Origin of the sequence: Bradyrhizobium manausense, from assembly GCF_018130615.1 — a bacterium.
GTDB lineage: Bacteria > Pseudomonadota > Alphaproteobacteria > Rhizobiales > Xanthobacteraceae > Bradyrhizobium > Bradyrhizobium manausense_A.
Genome location: NZ_JAFCKB010000001.1, coordinates 93,097 through 110,382, shown reverse-complemented (window position 1 = coordinate 110,382; position 17,286 = coordinate 93,097). Strand labels below are relative to the sequence as shown.

Annotated in this window: 21 protein-coding genes and 1 pseudogene; 11 read left to right on the top strand and 11 right to left on the bottom strand. The window is 63.6% G+C overall.

The window, feature by feature from the left end; genetic code table 11:
• Positions 1 to 182: 182 nt before the first annotated feature.
• The 3 genes from JQ587_RS00540 (at position 183) to JQ587_RS00530 (ending at position 2,345) form a co-directional block, all read left to right on the top strand.
• Complete coding sequence (locus JQ587_RS00540; protein ID WP_212303212.1) at positions 183 to 737, top strand: fasciclin domain-containing protein; 555 nt, start codon at positions 183 to 185, stop codon at positions 735 to 737.
• Between the two features lie 183 nt (positions 738 to 920).
• Entirely contained in the window at positions 921 to 1,550 is a 630-nt protein-coding gene (locus tag JQ587_RS00535; RefSeq protein ID WP_212424109.1) for a cytochrome b/b6 domain-containing protein, read from the top strand.
• A 12-nt stretch (positions 1,551 to 1,562) separates the two neighbouring features.
• Positions 1,563 to 2,345 carry a molybdopterin-dependent oxidoreductase gene (locus JQ587_RS00530; RefSeq protein WP_212424108.1) on the top strand — a complete coding sequence of 261 codons (783 nt, stop codon included), beginning with the start codon at positions 1,563 to 1,565 and terminating at the stop codon, positions 2,343 to 2,345.
• A 65-nt stretch (positions 2,346 to 2,410) separates the two neighbouring features.
• Here the strand turns inward: JQ587_RS00530 and JQ587_RS00525 are convergent, their stop codons facing one another.
• The gene (locus tag JQ587_RS00525; protein WP_212424107.1) at positions 2,411 to 3,610 is read right to left on the bottom strand and encodes a YbfB/YjiJ family MFS transporter; all 1,200 of its coding nucleotides are present in this window, start codon (positions 3,608 to 3,610) and stop codon (positions 2,411 to 2,413) included.
• 132 nt (positions 3,611 to 3,742) lie between these two features.
• On the opposite strand from JQ587_RS00525, the gene leuB reads away from it, so the two are divergent.
• A complete protein-coding gene (gene leuB, locus JQ587_RS00520) occupies positions 3,743 to 4,855 on the top strand; it encodes a 3-isopropylmalate dehydrogenase (protein ID WP_212424106.1) in 1,113 nt (370 codons plus the stop codon).
• Positions 4,856 to 5,102: 247 nt separating this feature from the next.
• Here the strand turns inward: leuB and JQ587_RS00515 are convergent, their stop codons facing one another.
• Both JQ587_RS00515 and JQ587_RS00510 read right to left on the bottom strand, forming a co-directional pair.
• Positions 5,103 to 5,486, bottom strand: a complete 384-nt coding sequence (locus tag JQ587_RS00515; protein ID WP_212303207.1) for a hypothetical protein — start codon at positions 5,484 to 5,486, stop codon at positions 5,103 to 5,105.
• Between the two features lie 156 nt (positions 5,487 to 5,642).
• Positions 5,643 to 6,431, bottom strand: a complete 789-nt coding sequence (locus JQ587_RS00510) for a hypothetical protein (RefSeq protein WP_212303206.1) — start codon at positions 6,429 to 6,431, stop codon at positions 5,643 to 5,645.
• Positions 6,432 to 6,548: 117 nt separating this feature from the next.
• Between JQ587_RS00510 and JQ587_RS00505 the strand changes: the two genes are divergently transcribed.
• Entirely contained in the window at positions 6,549 to 7,583 is a 1,035-nt protein-coding gene (locus JQ587_RS00505; RefSeq protein ID WP_212303205.1) for an aspartate-semialdehyde dehydrogenase, read from the top strand.
• Positions 7,584 to 7,671: 88 nt separating this feature from the next.
• Here the strand turns inward: JQ587_RS00505 and JQ587_RS00500 are convergent, their stop codons facing one another.
• A complete protein-coding gene (locus JQ587_RS00500) occupies positions 7,672 to 8,316 on the bottom strand; it encodes a carbonic anhydrase (RefSeq protein ID WP_212303204.1) in 645 nt (214 codons plus the stop codon).
• Positions 8,317 to 8,427: 111 nt separating this feature from the next.
• Between JQ587_RS00500 and JQ587_RS00495 the strand changes: the two genes are divergently transcribed.
• A complete protein-coding gene (locus tag JQ587_RS00495; RefSeq protein WP_212424105.1) occupies positions 8,428 to 9,309 on the top strand; it encodes an HpcH/HpaI aldolase/citrate lyase family protein in 882 nt (293 codons plus the stop codon).
• A 58-nt stretch (positions 9,310 to 9,367) separates the two neighbouring features.
• Here JQ587_RS00495 and JQ587_RS00490 read toward each other — a convergent pair whose 3' ends face one another.
• Positions 9,368 to 10,207 carry a Crp/Fnr family transcriptional regulator gene (locus JQ587_RS00490; RefSeq protein WP_212303271.1) on the bottom strand — a complete coding sequence of 280 codons (840 nt, stop codon included), beginning with the start codon at positions 10,205 to 10,207 and terminating at the stop codon, positions 9,368 to 9,370.
• Positions 10,208 to 10,418: 211 nt separating this feature from the next.
• Here JQ587_RS00490 and JQ587_RS00485 point away from each other — a divergent pair.
• Positions 10,419 to 10,680 (top strand): annotated as a pseudogene (locus JQ587_RS00485) (CoA ester lyase); the annotation flags it as partial.
• 324 nt (positions 10,681 to 11,004) lie between these two features.
• Positions 11,005 to 11,940 (top strand): threonine ammonia-lyase, encoded by a 936-nt coding sequence (locus tag JQ587_RS00480; protein ID WP_212424104.1) that lies wholly within the window; start codon positions 11,005 to 11,007, stop codon positions 11,938 to 11,940.
• Between the two features lie 46 nt (positions 11,941 to 11,986).
• Here the strand turns inward: JQ587_RS00480 and JQ587_RS00475 are convergent, their stop codons facing one another.
• The 4 genes from JQ587_RS00475 to JQ587_RS00460 form a co-directional block, all read right to left on the bottom strand.
• Entirely contained in the window at positions 11,987 to 12,406 is a 420-nt protein-coding gene (locus tag JQ587_RS00475) for a hypothetical protein (protein ID WP_212424103.1), read from the bottom strand.
• 163 nt (positions 12,407 to 12,569) lie between these two features.
• Positions 12,570 to 13,355 carry a glycosyltransferase family 32 protein gene (locus JQ587_RS00470; RefSeq protein WP_212424102.1) on the bottom strand — a complete coding sequence of 262 codons (786 nt, stop codon included), beginning with the start codon at positions 13,353 to 13,355 and terminating at the stop codon, positions 12,570 to 12,572.
• A gap of 137 nt (positions 13,356 to 13,492) precedes the next feature.
• Entirely contained in the window at positions 13,493 to 14,098 is a 606-nt protein-coding gene (gene leuD, locus JQ587_RS00465; protein ID WP_200297517.1) for a 3-isopropylmalate dehydratase small subunit, read from the bottom strand.
• Between the two features lie 88 nt (positions 14,099 to 14,186).
• Positions 14,187 to 14,756 carry a pyridoxamine 5'-phosphate oxidase family protein gene (locus JQ587_RS00460; RefSeq protein ID WP_212424101.1) on the bottom strand — a complete coding sequence of 190 codons (570 nt, stop codon included), beginning with the start codon at positions 14,754 to 14,756 and terminating at the stop codon, positions 14,187 to 14,189.
• Positions 14,757 to 14,854: 98 nt separating this feature from the next.
• On the opposite strand from JQ587_RS00460, the gene JQ587_RS00455 reads away from it, so the two are divergent.
• A complete protein-coding gene (locus tag JQ587_RS00455) occupies positions 14,855 to 15,673 on the top strand; it encodes a helix-turn-helix transcriptional regulator (RefSeq protein WP_212424100.1) in 819 nt (272 codons plus the stop codon).
• On the opposite strand, the gene JQ587_RS00450 is transcribed toward JQ587_RS00455, so the two are convergent.
• Positions 15,661 to 16,059: a metallopeptidase family protein gene (locus JQ587_RS00450; protein ID WP_212424099.1), complete on the bottom strand. Its 399-nt coding sequence runs from the start codon at positions 16,057 to 16,059 to the stop codon at positions 15,661 to 15,663. The two genes, JQ587_RS00455 and JQ587_RS00450, sit on opposite strands and share 13 nt — an antisense overlap.
• A gap of 231 nt (positions 16,060 to 16,290) precedes the next feature.
• Between JQ587_RS00450 and JQ587_RS00445 the strand changes: the two genes are divergently transcribed.
• On the top strand, positions 16,291 to 16,587 hold the full coding sequence (locus JQ587_RS00445) for a hypothetical protein (RefSeq protein ID WP_212424426.1): 297 nt from the start codon (positions 16,291 to 16,293) through the stop codon (positions 16,585 to 16,587).
• A 101-nt stretch (positions 16,588 to 16,688) separates the two neighbouring features.
• A complete protein-coding gene (locus JQ587_RS00440) occupies positions 16,689 to 16,874 on the top strand; it encodes a hypothetical protein (RefSeq protein ID WP_349629456.1) in 186 nt (61 codons plus the stop codon).
• Between the two features lie 6 nt (positions 16,875 to 16,880).
• On the opposite strand, the gene JQ587_RS00435 is transcribed toward JQ587_RS00440, so the two are convergent.
• Positions 16,881 to 17,177, bottom strand: a complete 297-nt coding sequence (locus JQ587_RS00435; protein WP_212424098.1) for a DUF1330 domain-containing protein — start codon at positions 17,175 to 17,177, stop codon at positions 16,881 to 16,883.
• Positions 17,178 to 17,286 lie beyond the last annotated feature (109 nt).

The window sequence follows — 17,286 nt, the reverse complement described above, 5'->3', positions numbered from 1 at the left end:
CGGCCACGCCCCTCCATAGTTTCACGCATCACAATAAATTATTCCCCGAAACCGCTTCGCAAACCGTCCCGTAGTTCGGCCAACGACGCGCTGCTGCCTCACGTCAAACTGTCGCTAGCGGCCGTTGTTGCCCAACATAAACGCCGGTCATTGCCGGTCACAATCCAATCGGGAGTTTCTCCATGTCGAAGCGCATCGCCTATCTCACCGCCGCAGCCTTCAGCGCCCTGGCCATCACCGCGACCGTCATTGCGCCGGCGCGCGCCGAGGAAAAGACCGTCATGGTCGGCGGCGCCGCAATGTTCCCGTCGAAGAACATCGTCCAGAACGCCGTCAACTCGAAGGACCACACCACGCTGGTCGCGGCGGTGAAGGCGGCCGGCCTCGTGCCGACGCTGGAAGGCAAGGGCCCGTTCACCGTGTTCGCGCCGACCAACGCCGCCTTCGGCAAGCTGCCGGCCGGCACCGTCGACAATCTGGTCAAGCCGGAGAACAAGGCGACCCTGACCAAGATCCTCACCTACCACGTCGTGCCCGGCAAGCTCGAGGCCTCTGACCTCACCGACGGCAAGAAGCTGAAGACCGCCGAAGGCGAGGAACTGACCGTGAAGAAGATGGACGGCAAGGTCTGGATCGTCGACGCCAAGGGCGGCACCTCGATGGTCACCATCTCCAACGTCAACCAGTCGAACGGCGTGATCCATGTGGTCGACACCGTGCTGATGCCGGCGACGTAACCCCGCACGCCCCTGTTTCATCCCCCACAGGATGCGGCGAAACAGCGAGCCGGGGGGATACCCGGCTCGCTTTATTGTGACCACCATAGCCGGCGGGCATCGATTCGATGGTCGGAGAAGCGTAACGAAAGCGGAAGCATCGGCGTATATTCGGGACCAGACGACGTTCAGGACGGAACCATCATGTCGAGCCTTGCAATGACCGACGAGCAGATCAGCGCCAAGCCGGCCAAGGTGATTCAGCCGACCTGGGTCCGGGTGATGCACTGGACCAACGCGGTCGCCATGGTCCTGATGATCCTGTCGGGCTGGCAGATATACAACGCTTCCCCCCTGTTCGGTTTCAGCTTTCCGCGCGAGTACACGCTCGGCGGCTGGCTCGGCGGCGGCCTGCTCTGGCATTTTGCGGCGATGTGGCTGCTGATGATCAACGGCCTCGCCTATCTCATCACGGGCATCGCATCCGGCCGCTTCGCCAGGAAACTGCTGCCGATCACGCCATCAGGCGTGCTCCACGATGTCAGGGCTGCGCTGACGTTCAAGCTCGGCCATGACGATCTCACCGTCTACAATTACGTGCAGCGGCTGCTCTATGCCGGCATCATCGTCGTCGGCGTGTTGATCGTGCTGTCGGGCCTGTCGATGTGGAAGCCGGTGCAGCTTTATTATCTGGTGATGCTGTTCGGCGATTATCCGACCGCGCGTTACGTGCACTTCTTCTGCATGGCCGCGATCTGCGCGTTCCTCGTCATTCACGTCCTGCTTGCGCTGCTGGTGCCGAAGAGCCTGCGCGCGATGATCATCGGGCGGTGAGGGAGAACAATCATGGCCAAGCGTTCATTCCTGATCCCCGGCGTCGACAAGCGGCTGCTGATCAAGGACTCCATCAAGGTGATGCCCGACCTCACCCGCCGCCGCTTCATCGCCGGCGGCGCCAGCCTGGGTGCGCTGACGCTGCTCACTGGCTGCGACGTCATTGATTCGTCGTCAGCCGAAGAGGTGCTGAAGACGGTCTCGAAATTCAACGACGCCGTGCAGGATTTCATCTTCAATCCCGACGCGCTGGCGCCGACCTTCCCCGAGAGTGCGATTACAAAGCCGTTCCCGTTCAACGCCTATTACGATCTCGACGATGCGCCCGATATCGCGGCCGACGACTGGAAGCTCGAGGTGCGCGGCCTCGTCGACAACAAGAAATCGTGGACGCTCCCCGAGCTCTACAAGCTGCCGCAGGTCACGCAGATCACCCGCCACATCTGCGTCGAGGGCTGGAGCGCGATCGGCAGCTGGACCGGCACGCCGCTCCGCGATTTCCTGAAGCTGATCGGCGCCGATACGCGCGCGAAATATGTCTGGTTCCAGTGCGCCGACAAGGATGGCTACAATTCGCCGCTCGACATGCGCACCGCGCTGCATCCGCAAACCCAGATGACGTTCAAATATGCAAACGAGATCCTGCCGCGCGCCTATGGTTTTCCGATGAAGATCCGCGTGCCGACAAAGCTCGGCTTCAAGAACCCGAAATACGTGGTCTCGATGGAAGTCACCAACGACTACAAGGGCGGCTATTGGGAAGACCAGGGGTATAATTCGTACAGCGGGAGCTGATGCAGCGAGTAGCGAATGGGGAGTGGCGAGTCGTAAGGCGCCCGCGGCTCACAATTCGCCACTGGCTACTCGCCATTCGCCGCTTTCGGCCCCACCTTCCGCTGGCACAACGCCAGCACCGCCCCCAATACCAGCAGCGCCGCCGACACATTCAGCGCGTAGCTCAGGCTCCCCAGTGCATCCGTGATGGCGCCGACCACGATCGGCCCCAGCGTCTGGCCGACGCCGAACGAGATCGTCATCGCCGCGATCGCGGTCGGCCACATCTCCGGCGGATAATTGAAGCGGACGAACGCAGTGGTCGAGCCGACCACGGCGAAGAAGGCGACGCCGAACACGACCGCAGAGACTGCGAGCCATGCCGGCGAATGCCCGAGGATCGGCAGGGCCGCGCCGAGCGCGTTGGTGCCGAGGATGATGGCGGTGGCGAGGCCGCCGCGGTCGAGCGCGAGCACACCGCGCCAGGCCCAAGGCGTGACGAAGGCGCTGAGGCCGATCAGACTCCAGAACGCGGCCTGCGCCGCCGGCCCGCCGCCGCCGTCGCGCACATAGGCGATCATGAAGGTCATGTAGGCGATGTAGCCGGCGCCGAACAGGAAGTAGGCGGCGAGATAGATCAGCACCGGCAGAATCGCGAACGCTGCGTGGCTGCCTTCGGTGAAGCGCGCGCGGCTCTCGATCCGGACCAGGAACAGCGGCACGGTCATCGCCACCGACAGCAGCGTCATCGCCCACCACACGATCCACCACGAGCCGGGGCCGAAATGCTGCAACGTGAAGGGTGCGATCAGTCCGGAGCAGAGAATGCCGATGCCGGGCCCGGCATAAAACAAACTCAGCAGGAAATTGGCCCGCGCGGGCTGCGACTGCGCGATGGTGGCGGCGAGCGCGCCGCCGGCAACGAAGCCGGCTGCGGCCCCGAGGCCCAGCACGAGGCGCGCCAGGCTCAGCGCGATGAAATTCCCCGTCAGCGCGCAAGTGGCGAGCGCAGCGACGCAGGCCACGGTTCCGCCCCGGATCGCCGCCGCCCAGCCGACGCGCTGGATCAGCCGGGACGCCGCAAGCGCGCCGACGAGGTAGCCGACGGCGTTGATGGTGTTCATGAAACCGGCCGCCGAGTAGGACCAGCCGAGGTCCTCCCGCATGTCCGGCAGCACCAGCGCATAGGCAAAGCGGCCGATGCCGAGCCCGACGGTTGCGGCCAGCGACAGGGTCAGGATCAGCCGCGCGGGATGAGCGACGGGTAGGCGATCTGGGGCGAGCAAGGGGTACTCCGGCCTCGCCAGTGTGGCAGGCCCTGCCCGCCTTGCACAGCCGCGCGGCGGCAATGGTGTCTTGCCAAGCGCGCAACGCCGCTCTAGCACTCCGGCCGAATTTCGATCTCAGAGGAAACGACCATGGCGACCCATAAATTGCTGCTGCTCCCCGGTGACGGTATCGGCCCCGAGGTGATGGGCGAGGTGAAGCGGCTGATCGATTGGCTCAATTCGGCCGGGATCGCCAAGTTCGAGACCGATACCGGCCTCGTCGGCGGCTCGGCCTATGATGCCCACAAGGTGTCGATCTCCGAGGGCGACATGGCCAAGGCGCTGGCCGCCGACGCCATCATCTTCGGCGCGGTCGGCGGCCCGAAGTGGGATGCCGTGCCCTACGAGGTCCGTCCCGAAGCCGGCCTGCTGCGCCTGCGCAAGGATCTCGCTTTGTTCGCCAACCTTCGCCCGGCCGTGTGCTATCCGGCGCTGGCCGACGCGTCGAGCCTGAAGCGTGAGGCGGTCGAGGGCCTCGACATCGTCATCGTGCGCGAGCTCACCGGCGGCGTCTATTTCGGCGAGCCGAAGACCATCACTGATCTCGGCAACGGCCAGAAGCGCGCCATCGATACCCAGGTCTACGACACCTATGAGATCGAGCGGATCGGCCGCGTCGCCTTCGAGTTGGCCCGGAAGCGCAAGAACAAGGTGACGTCGATGGAGAAGCGCAACGTCATGAAGTCGGGCGTGCTCTGGAACGAGGTCATGACGGCGGTCCACAAGCGCGAATATCCCGACGTCACGCTCGAGCACCAGCTTGCCGATTCCGGCGGCATGATGCTGGTGAAGTGGCCGAAGCAGTTCGACGTCATCGTCACCGACAATCTGTTCGGCGACATGCTGTCCGACATCGCGGCGATGCTGACCGGCTCGCTCGGCATGCTGCCCTCGGCCTCGCTCGGCGAGATCGACGTCAAGAGCAAGAAGCGCAAGGCGCTGTACGAGCCCGTGCACGGCTCGGCGCCTGACATCGCAGGCCAAGGTCTCGCCAATCCGATTGCGATGATCTCGTCGTTCGGCATGGCGCTGCGCTACTCCTTCGACATGGGCGCGCTCGCCGACAAGGTCGACGCTGCGATTGCCGCCGTGCTCGCCAGCGGCCTGCGCACCGCCGACATCAAGTCGGAAGGCACGACCGCCGCCTCGACCACGCAGATGGGCGAAGCGATCTTGAAGGAGCTGCAGAAGCTGCACGCGTAACGATGGGTGCTGTCATTCCGGGATGGTCCGAAGGACCAGACCTCAGGCGCGCAATTGCGCACCGGGGAATCTCGAGATTCCGGGTTCGGCTCTCCGAGCCGCACCGGAATGACAGCTCTCAACTTCTACAGCGATCGCCAAGAGATCGTGGGCACGGCGCGTTGCGCCTTTGCCCACCCTGCGGCACCTCGCAAAAACAAAAAGGCCGGGCGTGAGCCCGGCCTTTTGATTCGAAAGTTACGTCCGCTCAGTACAGCGGGAAATTCTGCGGATAGCCGCCGACATCGGCCGGCGTCGCCAGCGGCTGGCGATCGATCGGGCGGTTGAGGTTTTCGCGGGCAAAGGACGGATAGCCCACCGCCGGCGGGAAGGCGTAATCGCTGAACTTGCGGTCGCCCGGATTGACCTCGGTGCCGCCGTCGAGCCAGGAGCGCTTGCTCACGTAAATGCGGGTGCGGCCCTGCTGGTAGACCGCATTGGGGCCGCTCGGGCCGTAGATCGGCCGGCCGCGATCGTCATAGCGCTTGGTCTTGGTGTCGGCCGAAGCCGGTGCAGCGAAGGCCACAGCCATCGCGGCGCCTGCCGCAAGCAAGGTCGCCAGTTTGTTCGCGACAAAGAAATTCGAGCTCATCACGTCCCCTTCAGCGGCATGCCGCCAGTCGATTTCACTCCCATACTAGCCCGGCCGGGGTGGCCGCAACTAGGTCAATTCAGTCACACCAGGACGGAATAATCGGGCGCGCCGGCAAAAGTTGCATGGATACCAGCGACTTGAGCCAGGTGCGTCTCAAAGCGCCCCGCGCAATTGCGCATTCGCGGCGCCGAGCAGCCAGTCCGCCGAACCCGGAGAATCGCAGGCGCGACGCTTCAGCTCCGCATGGGCGAACAATTCCGCGAGCTTCGGCTCGTTGCCCGAGGCGAGCTGCGTCAGCCGGTTCAGGGTGCAGGCGATCGCCGCGCGCCGGGCCGGCATCGTGTCGCCCTGGCAGGAGAAGCCGGAGATCTGGAGCGCCGGGTCCTCGTTGCGCTTGAGGTAGCCCAGGCAGGCAGGCGTACCCGCGATGGTATCGACCGGCCGGAACAAGGCGACAGGGCCGAATTTGGTGTCGATCAGGCCGGCCTGCTCGAATGCCGTCGCGGCATCCAGGCCCATCTGGACGGCGAGGCCGGATGTCGCCGGCCGCGTCACGTCGAATTCGCTGCCTTCCCGGTAGATCTCGAGCGCGGCCACCGGCTTGTCCGCCTCGCCCGCCCAGCGCATCACGTCGCGCCGGCCGCCTTCGGGATGTCTGAGAATGGTGTAAGAGGCTGTTTTTTCTGATGAATCGAGTCGATTGACGGCGAAGGCCGGATGCGAGCGGTCCGCCACGGCCCAGCCTGGCTTCGAAGCGGGCTCATCGTCGCGCAGATCGGGGAGCTGGCCGAGCCCTGCCAGCGCGAGGATGGCAAACAGAGCCAGCGCCCCCACATAGGCGAACAGGCGCGCCAGCGTGCCGACGACCTCGTCGGCGAAAGTGGCGAGCGCCAGATGGATCTGGGTGGGGCTAACGGCCGTGCCGGCCTCAGGCGACTGCATCCACGGCCTTCAGGCATGGTCCAACGTTGTCTTGAGGCCGGTTCTCGCATAGAAGCGCTGCTCTTCCTGTTTAAGCGTCAGCTTCAGGAAACGGGCTTTTTCATCGGAGAGTGAACGATGGGTTACAAAGTCGCAGTCGTCGGCGCGACCGGCAATGTCGGACGGGAAATGCTCAACATCCTGGATGAGCGCAAATTCCCCGCGGACGAGGTCGTGGCGCTCGCGTCGCGCCGCAGCGTCGGCGTCGAGGTCTCCTATGGCGACCGCACACTGAAGTGCAAGGCGCTCGAGCACTATGATTTCTCCGACGTCGATATCTGCCTGATGTCGGCGGGCGGCGAAGTGTCGAAGGAATGGTCGCCGAAGATCGGTGCCGCCGGCGCGGTCGTGATCGACAATTCCTCGGCCTGGCGCATGGATCCGGACGTGCCGCTGATCGTGCCGGAAGTGAACGCGGATGCGACGGCGGGCTTCAAGAAGAAGAACATCATCGCCAACCCGAACTGCTCGACCGCGCAGCTCGTGGTCGCGCTGAAGCCGCTGCACGACAAGGCCAACATCAAGCGCGTCGTGGTCTCGACCTATCAATCGGTGTCGGGTGCCGGCAAGGACGGCATGGACGAGTTGTTCGCGCAGACCAAGGCCGTCTACACCAACCAGGATCTGGTCAGTAAGAAATTCCCCAAGCGCATCGCCTTCAACGTCATCCCCCACATCGACGTCTTCATGGAGGACGGCTACACCAAGGAAGAGTGGAAGATGATGGCGGAGACCAAGAAGATTCTTGATCCCAAGATCAAGCTCTCCGCGACCTGCGTGCGCGTGCCGGTGTTCGTCGGCCATTCCGAGGCCGTCAACATCGAGTTCGAGAACCCGATCAGCGCGGATGAAGCGCGCAACATCCTGCGCACGGCGCCGGGCTGCCTCGTCATCGACAAGCAGGAGCCGGGCGGCTACGCCACGCCCTATGAAGCGGCCGGCGAGGACGCAACCTACATCAGCCGCATCCGCGAGGATGCGACGGTGGAGAACGGTCTCGTGCTGTGGTGCGTGTCCGACAATCTTCGCAAGGGCGCAGCCCTCAACGCGATCCAGATCGCGGAAGTGCTGATCAACCGCAAGCTGATCAGCGCGAAGAAGCAGGCGGCCTGACGAACTCTCCCCTGTCGTCCCGGATCTGCGCTTGCGCTTGTCCGGGACGACGATCTCGCTTGACGCGGCAGCTTACGAAACCTCGCCCTTACACCACGCTCCGCGCGCTCCTGAATTCCTTGCTCGCCTTGTCCAGCACGAACAGCGTTCCCTCCGCGACGCCGAAATAGGCGCCGTGCAGCTGCATCTGGCCGCCCTCGACCGCCTTGCGCACGAACGGGAACGTCATCAGGTTCTCCAGGCTGCGGAACACCGCGGCCTTCTCGATGCGCTCGACGAATTGCGCCATGGTCTCGTGGTTGCGCTGCTCGACCACCTCGCCCGGCTTGATGAACATCTGCATCCATTTGCCGATGAAGTCGCCGGGCGTCAGCGGCTCGATCTTGTCGACGAAAGCGCGGATGCCGCCGCATTGGGCGTGGCCGAGGATGACGATGTGCTTCACCTTCAGCACCGTCACGGCATATTCCAGCGCGGCCGAGACGCCGTGCGCGTTGCCGTCGGGCTGATACACCGGCACCAGGTTGGCGATGTTGCGGACCACGAACAATTCGCCCGGACCGACGTCGAAAATGGTTTCCGGCGCGACGCGGCTGTCGCAACAGCCGATCACCATGACTTCCGGGAACTGTCCCTTGACTGACAGCTCGCGGTAGCGGTGCTGCTCGGCCGGCAGCCGCTGGGTGGCGAAGGCGCTGTAGCCTTCCAGCAAATGCTTCGGGAATGTGATCATGGCCTATGCCTAATCATATACCGCAGGGGCGAACAAGCCTTTCGAATAGGCAGTCCAAATGCTATCGGCTTCGGTCATAATAGAGATGAGGAAACCGGAAGGAACGTCAGCATGACCCGCCCGCGCCGCAGCCATTTGTTCATGCCCGGCTCCAACCCCCGCGCATTGGAAAAGGCCAGGAACCTCGCCGCCGACGGCCTCATTCTCGATCTCGAGGATTCCGTCGCCCCCGATGCCAAGGCGGTGGCGCGTGACGGCATCGCCGCCGCGATCGCCGCCAAAGGCTTCGGCAAGCGCGAGATCCTGATCCGGACCAACGGCCTCGACACGCCATGGTGGGCGGATGACGTCGCAATGGCCGCCAAGGCATCGCCTGACGGCATCCTGGTTCCCAAGGTTTCAAGCATCGAGGATCTCCAGACCATCGGCCGCGACCTCGCCGGGCTCGGCGCCGCGCCAACCGTGAAGGTCTGGGCCATGATCGAGACCGCACGCGCGGTGCTGCATGCCGAGGAGCTGGCCGAGGCCGGCCGCGATCCATCGAGCCGCCTCTCCGGTTTCGTGTTCGGGCCGAACGACATCTCGCGCGAGACGCGCATCAAGATGCTGCCCGGCCGCGCCGCGATGATCCCGATGATCACGCATTGCATCCTGGCGACGCGCGCCGCCGGCCTCGAGATCCTCGATGGTCCCTACAGCGACATCGCCAATTCCGATGGTTTCGCCACCGAATGCGCGCAAGCGCGCGACCTCGGCTTCGACGGCAAGACGCTGATCCATCCGTCGCAGATCGATGCCTGCAACGCGATCTTCACGCCGCCCGAGGAAGAGGTCGCGCGTGCGCGAAAGATCATCGCGGCGTTCGAGCTGCCGGAGAACGTTTCGCGCGGCGCGATCCGTCTCGACGGCGCGATGGTGGAGCGCCTGCACGCCGACATGGCCAGGCGCACGATCGCGATCGCGGATGCGATTGCGGCGATGGGGAAGGGCTGAGGCGTCACTCGAAAAAGCGAGATACGCTTTTCTGCGCCCGGATTCCAGGCTCCGCTCTCTATCTTCCCGCCCGCGAGACGGCCTTGGATTCACCGCCCGCTCCGTCCGAGGCGGCGATGGTGCTTTCCCGGAACGGGGTATCGGCAGGCTGCGGCGGCGCCAATTCCTGGCAATACATCCGGTCGATCTTGCGTTGCATGAGCTTGTAGCAATCGCATGCGATCCTCTCGAGCCGCGCCCGATGGATCTCTACAAATCCGCGCCGCTCGCTCGGTATGGCACCGGCCTCGCGCAGCTTGCTCATCGTCAGTGTCACCGTCGTCCGCCGCACCCCAACCAATTGCGCTAGCACCTCTTGCGTCACCGGAAGCAGGTCGTCGGGAACGCGGTCGTGAAGCTGCAGGAGCCATCGCGCCATGCGGCCGTCCACCCGGTGCAGCGCGTTGCAAGCGGCGACGTGCTGGAGCTGCAAGAGCACGGCGCGGGCGTGGACCTGCACGACATTCCTGATCGCCGCGCTTTGCGCATAGGCAGCGCGAAATTTGGCGGCGGAGATCAGCGATGCGGTGCCGGCTATGCGCGCGACCGCGGTCACGGATGAAAGCGACGGGCCGAGCACGGAGAACGAGGCCAAGGCGCCTTCCCGTCCCATCAAGGTGGTCGCGGCCGTTTGCCCGTCCGGCATATCGAGCATGAAGGCGATGGCGCCGCTATGGGGAAAATAAACCGGGTCGAGTTCATCGCCCGATCGCACCAGGACGGCATCGGGTTCGAACGAGACCTTCTGGAAGTGGGGCGTGAGCAAACCGAGATCCGCGGGCGGCAACGCCGCCAATAGCCGATTTCCAATGGCCGTGCGGGGAACGGTCACGATGTCCTCGTGCGGACGAGTTCTCATTTTGCCCTGATTATCCGAAATACCCATTGCCCAACGGCAATGATCCAAACAGAGCCAATAGTTGAGATCAAGCACGGACTATTGCGGAGACCTTCCAGCATTCCCGCCGGCAAACAGTCATACTATTGACGCCCGTTGCCGCTCGGCGAGCGGCCCACAATAGGGAGCGATGGTCGAGGTTTTCTCGGTGACGGGCAGTCCTGGCGAGATCGCGGCCGAATGCGCGGAGGGCCGCGGCCTCGGGTTGACGGCAAGACGCTGATCCATCTCTCGCAGATCGAGGCCTGCGACGCGATCTTCACCCCGCCCGAAGAGGAAGTCGCGCGCGCGAAAATCATCGCGGGTTCGAGTTGCCGGAGAACGTTTCGCGCGGCGCAATCCGTCTTGACGGCGCGATGGTGGAGCGCCTGCATGCCGACATCGCCAGGCGCACCATCGAGATCGCAGATGCGATCGCGGCGATGGGGGAAGGGCTGAGGGCGTCTCCGACCCGCTCCGTCTTCCTCGTTCGACAGGCCGCTCAATTTGCTGCCGGCATTGTCATGGCTGCCCGACTTCGCCGCGCGCCTGTACATGATCCCGGTGACGCGCCCAGCATCGCGCTCGAGCACCGCTCGCTTCGATTCTGCGGACATTTCGTATCGCCAGCGGAGACGACCGGATCGGTGAGGCGATAGCGGCCTTATTCAGAACGATGGTGATCACGAGATTGGCTAAGCCGATACAAGAGCTGATTGGACACGTGGTTGCTTGCTCCGGATAATGTTCGTGCTCATGCGCTATGGTTCGGAGAAGAGATGGTTGATCTCCCGTTCAATGTATCTGAAGACGATCTTGAGTTCATCACGCGCCGGGTGGTGGCGACGCCTATCCGATCTTCCGCAGAGCTGGATGCTCGGATGGGCCGGACAATTTGCATCAAGGATGAGACCGTCCAACACAGTGGATCGTTCAAGTTTCGGGGAGCGATCCTTGCGGTCAGAAACGCGGTCGAAGGCGTGGTTGCAGCAGGAGCAGGTAATTTTCCGATTGCAGTCGGTCTCGCTGCTCAAGTTCTCGACAAGCGAGCGTGCCTGATCATGCCCGATGATGCACCCGCCTTTAAGAAAGAACAGGCCCAGAGAACCGGAGCGGAGATAAGGTTCGCCAGCCGAGCGGAGTTGGCGGAGAGTGCCCTATTTGAGGCCAAAAAGCGCAACTGGAATCAATTACACGCATTCGAAAGCCTGGAGATGATCGTGGGCAGTTACACCCTGGGCTTGGAAATTGCATCGGCCATCCAAAACAACTCCTCAGGCTCTGATGCCGTCGTCGTCGCTTGCGGCGGCGGCGGGTTGGCGACGGGGGTCGCACTTGCCTTGCGTTCACGGACCATTGACGCGCCGATCTATGTCGCCGAGCCTGAAACCCATCAGAGATATGCCAGAGCTCGTGAGCTCCGAAAGCCGGTCAGGATAAGTGCTTCCGGTGAAACCATATGTGACGCGCTGCAGTCTCGTCAGATCGGAACATTCGCGTTTGAGGCACTCGAAAAACTGGATGTTCGGCTGTGTGCCGTTGACGACAGGCTGGTAACGGAGGCAAGCGCACTTCTCCGCAGGACGTGCAATATGAGGGTTGAACCTAGCGGCGCCTTGACGATGGGGGCTGCCTTGGGACGTGCGATCGACATGGCCAGCGATCGCCTATGGGTCGTTGCTTGCGGAGGCAACGCGTCCGCTCCTAGCCCATAGCGACCACGCTGTTAGGCCGGCTGCGATCCCCGCACCCCACGCTGTCTCAACGCGGCGCGACGTCAGCCCGATCGAGCGACTCCAGCGTCGCGGCGTTGCCGCAATAGCCGTGGTAGTTCTCCGCGGCGGTGCCGTCGGCGAGATCGCGATCGCATTGCGCCTTGTGTTGGCAGAGCGAGCAGACCCGCTCCATGTCGCGCAGCAATAGCGGCTGCACTTGCCCGAGCCGCTCTGCGCTGATGCCAAGCTGGTCCAGCATTTTCGGCAGCTCGTCGGCAGAGTGGTGGCCGTGACGAACCAGATCTTCGAGATCGTCGGGTGCGATCCTGAGATCGTTGGCGATCCGGTCAAAATCGAAACGATCGAGCTGGCGCAACTCGTTCAGCTCGCGGCGATGCTTCAGCCAATCGGCAAAGGACTCGATGAGATCCTGGACGATGGGGTAAGGCCTGCTTGCGGTGCTCATGCGAAGCTCCATTCGGGTCGTGCGATTGGAACAAGACTAGGCACAATGATGCAGGGGCGCGTTGCGCTGGATCAAACTGGGAAGGGGTTGAGGTCGCGTTCTCGAAGGTGTGCGACAGTGCCGCGACAATCGGTAGCCTTCGCCGGACGACAGGAGAGAGCGCTCAGCTGAACCGCTCCGTCGCCCAGGCATACAGGCTGCCGGGAATCGGCTTCTCGCCGCCGCGGCCCTTGGGCGAGATGTGCAGGCCGATGATCTCGGGATTGGTGACGAGGCCGAGATAGCTCGAGGGATCGAAGAACAGCTTTGGCTCGGCATGCACGGTGTAGAACGACTGCTTCGGCAGCGCGCATCCCAGCTCGCCGGTGCGGCGGGCGAGTGCGGTGAGGGCGGCGGGCCCGAAGATCGCGACGCGAATATCGGAGAGACGGCTCGAGCCGCCGCGCAGGCGGCGCATCATGAAGGTGATGCGGTGGCGAACCGACAGCCAGTTCGGTGTCAGTTCCTGCTGCTCCATCAGCTCTTCGAAGGCGGCAACGATGCCATGCTCGGGCGGCAGGTAGATCACGGAATTGCCGAGCTGGCGCGGACGCTCCCAGGCGAAATAGGGTCTTGCCGGATCGATCTCGACAGGTTTCAGCAGCAGCACGTCGGCATCGAGCCAGAGGCCAAGGCCCTTCGCCATCAGCTTCATGCGGAAGAAATCGCTGAACTGCAGCGTGGTCCAGTCGCGCCAGCTGCCGTCCGGCTGCGGTGGCCGCAAGCGTTCGGAAAATGCATGCGGCAGGATCGCTTCGGCATCGGCATTGCCGACGCCCGCCGGAAGTCCAGGGATGGTGTCGAAGCTATAGACCGTGACCTTGTGGCCGGCAGCCAGCTGCGAGCGCAGACAGGTCTGGCGCAGCGCATCCATCGGGCCGTGCCAGAAGGTGACGATCTCGGGCAGCATGGGCGGCAGCTTAGAGCATGATCCGGAAAAGTGTGCAGCGGTTTTCCGCAAAGATCATGCTCAAACAAAGAGTGATAATCGAGGCAAAGAAAAAGCCCCGGCGCTTGTGGCACCGGGGCTTCGAATGAGACTTGAGCTCAGGCCCAGGCGCGTTCGCGCTTGAGCTTCTCTTCATAGGTGTCGATCGAAGACTTCTTCTCCATCGTGAGACCGATGTCGTCGAGGCCGTTGATCAGGCAGTGCTTGCGGAACGGATCGATCTCGAACTTGACCTTGCCGCCGTCGGGGCCGCGGATCTCCTGGTTCGGCAGGTCGATCGTCAGCGTCGCATTAGCGCCGCGCTCGGCGTCGTCGAACAGCTTGTCGAGGTCTTCCTGCGACACGCGGATCGGCAGAATGCCGTTCTTGAAGCAGTTGTTGTAGAAGATGTCGCCGAACGAGGTCGAGATCACGCAGCGGATGCCGAAATCGAGGAGCGCCCAGGGCGCGTGCTCGCGGCTCGAGCCGCAGCCGAAATTGTCGCCGGCGACCAGCACCTTCGCATTGCGATAGGCGGGCTGGTTGAGGATGAAATCCGGGTTCTCGCTGCCGTCGTCCTTGTAGCGCTGCTCGGAGAACAGCCCCTTGCCAAGGCCGGTGCGCTTGATGGTCTTGAGGTACTGCTTCGGAATGATCATGTCGGTGTCGACATTGATGATCTTCAGCGGCGCCGCGACGCCTTCCAGCGTGGTGAACTTGTCCATCTCAGGGCTTCCCGGTTTGTCGTCAGGGGAGGGCTGTTTAGCCCGGTTGGCGCGCAAATCCTAGGCCGGATTCGGCAATCTTGGTCTGTCAGACCGGCGGGGCCATGCGGTCAGGAGCAAAGCCGGTCGGCAGGCCATCGATGCTCTTCATGTTCTTCAGGCCCCAGTATTTTCGCAAATTGTTGACGCCCTGCGCCGTCCAGTAGCGGATGAGGCTGCCACGCTCTTGCTTGTAGTCGAACAAGGGCACGCCCATACCGCAGGACGTCTGCACGAGGTCGACCGAGAGGCGCACGATCTGGCGAGCGCCTGCAATGTCCTCGAACCGAGGGGCGAGATCGGCGTAGTCGGGCGTGCCGCGCATGAGCGATCGACCCTGGCCATAGAGCCGCAGGATCATCGGAGGGCCATCGAAGGCGCAAAACATGATGGTCAACCGCTTGTCGTCAGATGCGTTCAGGTGCGCGCGGGTCTCGCTGCCGCTGCCGGTGCAGTCGAGATAGGCGACATCGGTGTCTCCGAGCACCCGGAACGAGGACAGGCCCTTGGGGGACACGTTGATGCGCCCCTTCGGCGGGGCGCTCGCGACGAAGAAGATCTTCTGCCGCTCGATGAAGGCCCTGTGCTCGGGTTCGATCCTCGCGAATTGCTTGCCCATGTCCGTGCGTCCCTTGCGCAGCGACGAAGTCGGACCGAAAGCTAGCAGGTCGTCGATACCGGTTTAAGTACCTACATTATGCTGGTATAAAAACCACCATGAAAGCACAGGACCCAATCGCCCCGGCTCTCTCGCTCAGCGCCTTCTTGCGGGCGCTCCGGGAGCGCCAGTCTCCGGCGGAATTCGGCCTTGCCGCTGGACCACGACGGCGCACGCCCGGGCTGCGGCGCGAGGAGGTCGCTCAGCTCTGCGGATTGAGCGTCACCTGGTACACCTGGATCGAGCAGGGGCGCGATGTCTCCGTCTCCGCTTCGGCGCTTGCGCGCCTCGCCCACGGGATGCGCCTGTCACGGGCCGAGCGCAGCTACCTGTTTGAAGTCGCCGGCAAGCGCGATCCCGAACGTCCCGGCATCAGGGATGATCCGCCTGACGAGATCCTGGCCTGCGTCGATGCGATCGATGGTCCCGTCTACATTCTCGATCGCACCTGGCGCGCGCGTCGGTGGAACGCGAAAGCATCCCTGCTGTTCGCAGGATGGCTCGATGCAGACGGCGAAAAAAATCTGCTGCGCTACATCTTCCTCCGGCCCGAGGCGCGCGCCCTGATCCTCGACTGGCCCTCCCGGGCACGTCGTGTCGTCGCGGAGTTCCGCGCCGCGGTGACGGCCTATTCCGACGATCCGGATATTCGCCGGCTGGTCGAGGAGCTGAGAAGCGGAAGCCCCGACTTCGAACGCTGCTGGGATACGCAGGGGGTTTTGGCGCGCGAGGGCGGCGAACGTGCCTTCAATCATCCGACCATGGGGCTGCTGCACTATCAGCAGGTGTCGCTGTCTCTGGCGGGCTGGCCCGACTACCGCCTGACGATGCTTCTCTCTGCACCGCGCCTCGATCAGCCCGCGTCCTACTCGGCCTGAGCTTCAATCGCCTCCATGTCGGCATCAGAGAGGCCGAAATGGTGGCCGATCTCGTGGATCAGGACGTGGCGGACGACGTGGCCGAGGCTTTCGTCGTGCTCGGCCCAGTAATCCAGGATCGGCCGGCGATAGAGCCAGACCATGTTCGGCAGCCGCGCCACGTCGCCCAGACTCTGCTGTGGCAGGCCGACGCCCTGGAACAGGCCGAGCAGGTCGAACTCGCTCTCGCATTCCATCTCGTCGAGGACCTCCTCGGTCGGGAAGTCGTCGACGCGGATGATCACGCCTTCGCACAGCCCACGAAATTCCGCCGGCAGGCGTTCGAAAATGTCGTGCGCCGTCACTTCCATCTCGGCCAGCGAGGGCGCTTTCAGGTCCGTCCACATGCGCTCGTCTTAGCGCGTTTTCGAGCGAAGTGGACACCGGTTCGCGTCAAGAAAACGCGTAAACGAGAATGGAGAGCCCGTGGGCTCTCGTGGGTTTCGCGGCGATGCATCCGGCTTTATAAGGGCGCGAGGTTGACGGGCGCCGCCAAAACGGGGAGCGTGGGGCTCAAGTCGAGGACGGTTCGGGTGGGCGATAAAATGCGAGCAAAAACAGCGCTGACGCTACTGTGCATGGGGTTGTTTTCGCAGTCTTGCGTTGGCGGCGCCCAAGCCCAGCCTCTTGCCCAGGCGTCTGGCACCGAAGTTCGCATGGCCCAGGCCGTCTTGCCCGACGATGTCCCGCCGCCGCGCCGCCGGCCCCAGACCCGTCTGCGCGTCACGCCCTACTACGTCCCGGACGGTGTCTATCCGCGCTACAACCCGGGGCCCGACGCGGTCCGCGAGTGCAACGCCACCTATGTGCAGGAATTCCGGCCGAGCGGCACGGTGATCGTGCCGCATATGAGCTGCTACTGGCGCCGCGGCTGAGTTGAGTGTCGAGGCCCGCGGTCGTCATGGCGAAATGGATTGCTCTCCCTGTTGTTGTCGCGCTCACCGCAGGCCTGTCCCAGGTTTCCGCGGCGCAGAGAGTGACGAAGCTGCCGGATGCCTCCGCCGGGCGCGCGGTGTTCGATGGACGCCGGCACGCGCGCTACTATGTTGCGCGATACGCCCCGCGTCCTGATCCGCACTATTACGCGCGTCCCGTCTATTACCGTCCCTATTCCTACCGCGTGCCGGCGCCGTTCGTGTTCGGCTACGGGCCGTTCTGGTGACGCGGCTCACGCCGGCGCAAATCCCCTGACCAGCAGCACGGTCGCCTGCGCGCCCGCCTTGCGATCGCGCGAGATGTCTTCGTAATCGGGTGAGGTCGAGAAGGCGAGGAATGAAGCGTCGTCGGGAAACGACATCATGACGAGCTTGTCGTGCGGCCATGCGCCTTCGAGCACGCGTGGATGCTCGTCAGCCGCAAGCAGCCTTCCGTTGAACTTCCTGAACACCTCGAAGAACCGCGCCTGATAGCGGTCGTAGGCTGCGCGGTCCGTCATCTTCAATTGCGCAATCGCGTAGACGGTCATCTCGAATTCCCTATGTCGTGGTCGGGTGCGGAACGACGTTCATTCATGGCGTGTTCACGTCCCTGTCCGTAAGTTTAATCTCGGGAGCGGTCGCAATTGAGCAGAGATG

Excerpts from the sequence above, each read along its gene's own strand:
- JQ587_RS00540 (WP_212303212.1), top strand. The coding sequence starts at position 183 with ATGTCGAAGCGCATCGCCTATCTCACCGCCGCAGCCTTCAGCGCCCTG.
- JQ587_RS00535 (WP_212424109.1), top strand. The coding sequence starts at position 921 with ATGTCGAGCCTTGCAATGACCGACGAGCAGATCAGCGCCAAGCCGGCC.
- JQ587_RS00530 (WP_212424108.1), top strand. The coding sequence starts at position 1,563 with ATGGCCAAGCGTTCATTCCTGATCCCCGGCGTCGACAAGCGGCTGCTG.
- leuB (WP_212424106.1), top strand. The coding sequence starts at position 3,743 with ATGGCGACCCATAAATTGCTGCTGCTCCCCGGTGACGGTATCGGCCCC.
- JQ587_RS00515 (WP_212303207.1), bottom strand. The coding sequence starts at position 5,486 with ATGAGCTCGAATTTCTTTGTCGCGAACAAACTGGCGACCTTGCTTGCG.
- JQ587_RS00510 (WP_212303206.1), bottom strand. The coding sequence starts at position 6,431 with ATGCAGTCGCCTGAGGCCGGCACGGCCGTTAGCCCCACCCAGATCCAT.
- JQ587_RS00505 (WP_212303205.1), top strand. The coding sequence starts at position 6,549 with ATGGGTTACAAAGTCGCAGTCGTCGGCGCGACCGGCAATGTCGGACGG.
- JQ587_RS00500 (WP_212303204.1), bottom strand. The coding sequence starts at position 8,316 with ATGATCACATTCCCGAAGCATTTGCTGGAAGGCTACAGCGCCTTCGCC.
- JQ587_RS00495 (WP_212424105.1), top strand. The coding sequence starts at position 8,428 with ATGACCCGCCCGCGCCGCAGCCATTTGTTCATGCCCGGCTCCAACCCC.
- JQ587_RS00490 (WP_212303271.1), bottom strand. The coding sequence starts at position 10,207 with ATGAGAACTCGTCCGCACGAGGACATCGTGACCGTTCCCCGCACGGCC.
- JQ587_RS00480 (WP_212424104.1), top strand. The coding sequence starts at position 11,005 with ATGGTTGATCTCCCGTTCAATGTATCTGAAGACGATCTTGAGTTCATC.
- JQ587_RS00475 (WP_212424103.1), bottom strand. The coding sequence starts at position 12,406 with ATGAGCACCGCAAGCAGGCCTTACCCCATCGTCCAGGATCTCATCGAG.
- JQ587_RS00470 (WP_212424102.1), bottom strand. The coding sequence starts at position 13,355 with ATGCTGCCCGAGATCGTCACCTTCTGGCACGGCCCGATGGATGCGCTG.
- leuD (WP_200297517.1), bottom strand. The coding sequence starts at position 14,098 with ATGGACAAGTTCACCACGCTGGAAGGCGTCGCGGCGCCGCTGAAGATC.
- JQ587_RS00460 (WP_212424101.1), bottom strand. The coding sequence starts at position 14,756 with ATGGGCAAGCAATTCGCGAGGATCGAACCCGAGCACAGGGCCTTCATC.
- JQ587_RS00455 (WP_212424100.1), top strand. The coding sequence starts at position 14,855 with ATGAAAGCACAGGACCCAATCGCCCCGGCTCTCTCGCTCAGCGCCTTC.
- JQ587_RS00450 (WP_212424099.1), bottom strand. The coding sequence starts at position 16,059 with ATGTGGACGGACCTGAAAGCGCCCTCGCTGGCCGAGATGGAAGTGACG.
- JQ587_RS00445 (WP_212424426.1), top strand. The coding sequence starts at position 16,291 with ATGGGGTTGTTTTCGCAGTCTTGCGTTGGCGGCGCCCAAGCCCAGCCT.
- JQ587_RS00435 (WP_212424098.1), bottom strand. The coding sequence starts at position 17,177 with ATGACCGTCTACGCGATTGCGCAATTGAAGATGACGGACCGCGCAGCC.